1 protein-coding gene and 2 pseudogenes are annotated in these 2454 nt (G+C 36.1%); all 3 read right to left on the bottom strand.

Annotated elements, in window-relative coordinates; translation table 11 throughout:
* Nucleotides 1–295 (bottom strand): annotated as a pseudogene (locus tag AC1DDX_RS26970) (hypothetical protein); the annotation flags it as partial.
* A pseudogene (locus AC1DDX_RS26965) lies at nucleotides 292–1073 on the bottom strand (glycosyltransferase family 2 protein). The pseudogenes AC1DDX_RS26970 and AC1DDX_RS26965, both read right to left, overlap by 4 nt.
* 3 nt (nucleotides 1074–1076) lie before the next feature.
* Complete coding sequence (locus AC1DDX_RS26960) at nucleotides 1077–2030, bottom strand: glycosyltransferase family 2 protein (protein ID WP_172660684.1); 954 nt, start codon at nucleotides 2028–2030, stop codon at nucleotides 1077–1079.
* Nucleotides 2031–2454: the final 424 nt, after the last annotated feature.

Below are 2454 nucleotides of genomic sequence, written 5' to 3'. Positions count from 1 at the left end.
GAATTGTACTTACAATGCTTACATCATGGTCTTCATCATCCAGTAAATGAAAAATATACTTAAACAGCGATAGATTGATGGTAAAGTAGAACATCACAAAGATGAAAGCCATCAATATACTCAATCCCTTACTTACATCCTTTAAAAAGAATGCCATTAAGCCCGAAGCATTAGAAGTAATAAACATCAAAAAGCACAGTGTGGCAATAGAAAAGTAATTCCTTTTGGTCACTGTCCAGGCCTTGCTAATCACCTCATTTACAGCAAATGTACTCTCCTTTAAAAATTCTATCATTGTTGTTTAAATACTACTCTTTTAATAAAATCCTGCATAAAACCTAAACCGTAGGCTGTTAGCTGAATGAACGCTGCAATAATGCTCAAAAATGCAACTTTTAATGACTTATTAACCTGCCATGAGTGAAAAAATATCAACATAAAGTATATCAGCATTACAAAGTTACAAATGAATGCTAAAGGCCAATAAAATATATTAATAAGCACAGTTCGTGAATACGAATACTATATTCAATATCCTCTCCTAATCTTGTTAATATAAAGCCGCCAACTTTTTCCCATACTTCTCTGGATACCCCCATGTTAAAACTACGGGGATGGAATTGTCCGATATGCTTTTTATTGCCTCTTATCCCTCCGGTTGTAAATGGAGAAGTCATGGCATAACTGATGGCCTTTTGTACCGGCGTAAAACTTTGGTGTGCAGCATCGGGCCCACCATATGCATCCAGTTTATGTTCAAAAAGATAATCCTTTACTATTTCAAGGTAATCCTCAGGGATGAGGCAATCGGAATCAAAAATCACAAAGAAATCGCCTTTGGCCCTTTCAAACCCATAATTACGCGAAAACCCTTGTCCCTCGTTAGGTTTAAAGAAATATTTTACATCAAGTGAATTGGCATATTTATCAACAATAGCCTTAGCATCATTTACAGAACCATCCTCAATTACCAATACTTCGAATTGGGTATAGGTTTGCCTGGTAAGCGTAGTGAGCAATTCATCAATCTCCTGAGGGCGATTGTAAAGGGGAATTATAATCGAAAAAAACATTTGTTATAAAATCTCCTTTTCTATTAAATATTGGTTACGCTCTGGTGCATTTCTGGTAACCAGTTCTGCAACAAAACCAGTTAAAAACAACTGAGAACCAAGTATTATGGCTACCAAAGCAATATAGAACAATGGTTGATCCGTTACATCCCTTTTATACGGAATGGCCATAGATATATGATATAGCTTAACGCCAATAAGCCATAAGGCCATAAATGTTCCTATCACAAAACTCAGCACTCCTAACGAACCAAAAAAGTGCATTGGACGTTTGCCAAATTTACCTACAAAAAAGATGGACAAGAGGTCTAGAAATCCATTAACAAAACGGCTCATTCCAAACTTGGTAACTCCATATTTACGCGCCCTATGCTCTACTACCTGTTCTCCGATATTCTTAAATCCTGCCCATTTTGCGATTACAGGAATATAACGGTGCATCTCGCCGTAAACTTCAATTGTTTTAACCACATCACTACGGTAAGCTTTTAAACCGCAATTAAAATCATTTAATTGAATGCCCGACATTTTTCGGGTGGCAGCGTTAAAAAGCTTGGTGGGTATGGTTTTGGTAATCGGATCGTAACGTTTCTTTTTCCAGCCGGATATAATATCAAACTTTTCCTCTTTTATCCGACGGAAAAGTTCAGGTATCTCATCCGGACTATCCTGCAGATCAGCATCCATAGTAATTATTACATCACCTTGTGCAGCCTCAAAAGCAACATTTAATGCGGCAGATTTACCATAGTTTCTTCTGAATTTAATTCCTTTTACTGAACTATATTGTTGCTTTAAATCTTCAATAATGCTCCAGGAGCTATCAGTACTTCCATCGTCAACAAAAAGAACCTCATAACTAAAGTTATGCTCCTGCATTACCTTAGCAATCCATGAAGTTAATTCAGGTAACGATTCTTCTTCATTATATAGGGGGATTACAACAGAAATATCCATGTGTGATTACAACGCTTAAAACTGTGCAAACTTACTTAAAACTTAACAAATATGCATATTCACAAAATTGTTAGGTTTTGCCACCACCTGAGCCTCCATTATATGCATCATATTATTAACGACCTGCTAGAATGAAACTGTAACAATATTAGCCGTTCCCAATAAATACTTGGAGAATTACTATAATTAATCCCATTTAATTATAAATTTGAATAGTTATTAAATTAAATCACACAATGATAAACATGCGTAAATCAGTTATCCTTGCTACATTAATGATGGCAGGAATTAACATTGTTCAGGCTCAAGATGCAAAACCTGAAGACACCGAAGTATATACTCCAGTTCCTAAAGTGGTATCAACACCGGAGCTTACAATAGCCCCCCCTTCTGATGCTATTATACTTTTTGATGGCAAAAACCT

It is taken from the genome of Pedobacter sp. 10L46_2, assembly GCF_056395165.1.
Note: the sequence above shows the minus strand (reverse complement) of the source record. Positions and strands in the feature narration are given on the sequence as shown.

Bases quoted from the DNA above. Each gene is read 5' to 3' on its own strand.
- AC1DDX_RS26960 (WP_172660684.1), bottom strand. From the start codon at position 2,030: ATGGATATTTCTGTTGTAATCCCCCTATATAATGAAGAAGAATCGTTA.